Consider the following 1,826-nt stretch of genomic DNA (forward strand, 5'->3'; position numbering starts at 1 on the left):
ATAAATTTTGATTTAACTCAAAAAGAACGCTTAGATCTTTTTCAATTCACAATCTCATCTTTAGAGAATTATTATAAGAGAACGGAAGCTTATAAAGTTTCTCCTGAGTTGGATATAAATGAGATTGTAGATGTGGTGAGAAAGCATGATTTCAATTCCAATTTATCGCCTCGTGAAGCCATCAGTACAGTAATAGCAGCATTGGAAAAATATACTGTTCATACTCCACATCCAAAATACTATGGATTATTTAATCCCAGGGCAAATTTTTCAGGAATAATTGCAGATCTTATTACAGCGGTATTTAATCCTCAAATGGCGGCCTGGAGCCATGCTCCTTATGCTGCAGAGGTGGAAAATTATCTGATTCAGGAATTTGGTAAGAAGTTTGGTTATAATGCACAAAAAATTGATGGAACCTTTGCTTCAGGGGGGACAGAGGCCAATTTAACAGCTGTTTTATGTGCGTTAAACGAAACTTTTCCAGATTATGCAAATAATGGTTTAATGGGAATGAAGGGAAGACCTTTGATTTATTGCTCAACTGAGGTTCATCATTCTATCGTGAGAGCCGCCAGAACGGTTGGTCTTGGTTTGGATTCAGTTAGAATAGTGAACGTTAATTCAGACCAAAAAGTGGATATTGATGATTTGAATTCTAAAATTAAAGAAGATTTAAAGAAAGGTAATCAACCATTTATGATTATTGGAACTGCGGGTACAACTGGTTCAGGGGTAATTGATGATTTGAATAATCTCTCTAAGGTTGCCAACAAATATAACTTGTGGTTTCATGTTGACGCAGCTTATGGGGGAGCCGCTATTCTAAACAAAAAATTAAAAAATTTGCTCAAGGGGATCGAAAAGTCAAATTCCATAACTTTTGATATTCATAAATGGATGTCCGTGCCAATGGGAGCCAGTTTGTTTTTGACATCAAATAAAGAAATCCTCGGAAAAACTTTTAGAATTGCTACTGAATATATGCCTAAAGAGGGAAATGGTTTGCAAATTGTTGATCCATTCTCTCATTCAATTCAATGGTCCCGAAGGTTTATAGGATTAAAACTTTATTTATCTCTTTTAATTTTTGGATGGGAGGGGTATGAAAAGACAATTGAACACCAAAGAAAAATGGGAGCTTTCTTGAAACTTAAACTAGAGGACTCCGGATGGCTTATAAAAAATGACACTTCTTTACCCATTGTATGTTTTACTGACGAGGAACTACAGTTTAATAGTTCGTTTACTTCCTCAATTTGTCAGAAATTAATTGCTTCTGGGAAGACCTGGATTTCCGTATATCCAATTGGAGGAATCAATACCCTGAGGGCTTGCATAACTAATTACTCCACAAATGAAAACCACCTAGAAGAACTGGTAATGTTGTTGAATGAAGAAAGAAAGAAGTTTCAAAGGAAAGAAGAGAAAGTGATTCAAGATTAAATTTTTTTTAAAAAACAATAAACCAAACCTGGTTTAAATTTTCAACTGAGGATGAATTATTTGAAGTAATTAGTTTTATCAAAATCTTGAAGTAAACTAGGTGAGAATATTGGTTTCTGTATTTATAAAATATATGAGAAAAATTGTCCCTTATTTCAGTCAATCCATAAGCCTTAACTAAAAGTTTCAAAGGAAAAATGGAGAAAGTACTACTTATAATAGATGTTCAAAATGATTATTTTGAATTAGGAAAAATGACCCTGTTAAATTCTGAAAAGGTGAGTTTAAATGCAAAATGATTGTTGACTACTTTTCGAAATCGCCATTTTCCTGTGGTTCATATTTAGCATTTATCTAAAGGAAAAGATGCAACTTTTTAT

At 33.4% G+C, this 1,826-nt stretch carries 1 protein-coding gene; it reads left to right on the forward strand.

Going from position 1 to position 1,826, the window contains the following annotated elements:
* The coding region (locus E1171_RS01930; protein WP_155203545.1) for a pyridoxal phosphate-dependent decarboxylase family protein at positions 1–1,446 on the forward strand (1,446 nt) is incomplete at its 5' end.
* Positions 1,447–1,826 lie beyond the last annotated feature (380 nt).

The organism is Xanthovirga aplysinae (genome assembly GCF_009711365.1).
Classification (GTDB): Bacteria; Bacteroidota; Bacteroidia; order Cytophagales; family Cyclobacteriaceae; genus Xanthovirga; species Xanthovirga aplysinae.